Origin of the sequence: Bacteroides sp. AM37-9 (genome assembly GCF_003603455.1) — a bacterium.
GTDB lineage: Bacteria > Bacteroidota > Bacteroidia > Bacteroidales > Bacteroidaceae > Bacteroides > Bacteroides xylanisolvens.
Genome location: NZ_QTNF01000005.1, coordinates 9,772 through 10,100, shown reverse-complemented (window position 1 = coordinate 10,100; position 329 = coordinate 9,772). Strand labels below are relative to the sequence as shown.

The window sequence follows — 329 nt, the reverse complement described above, 5'->3', positions numbered from 1 at the left end:
CCTCAAATCCGCAACTAAGCTCTTCAGCGTCCTTCTTGCGTCTAAACGTCCTCTCATCACTGAATTAGCAGATAAATTGAGGCTGAAATACCCACTTCTGCCCACAATATCCCCTTGCCCCACTATGCGACTTGAGGCAATACGCAGTATCATACCCATAAGTTGTAGGCGTTATCCAAAATCAGTCTGAAAAATATCTGCGTAAGCATTATTACAGGTATAGATATTCAGCACATACCGCCTTGATGTTCTGATCCACTTGGCTGGTACAGAGACAAACCTGAAGACAAACGCTTTTATGCGACTTGTTGCATTGAGTCCGAACCTCT

1 pseudogene is annotated in these 329 nt (G+C 44.1%); it reads right to left on the bottom strand.

What is annotated here, in order from left to right:
- Window positions 1-171 precede the first annotated feature (171 nt).
- A pseudogene (locus DW862_RS05005) lies at window positions 172-329 on the bottom strand (IS1380 family transposase); the annotation flags it as partial.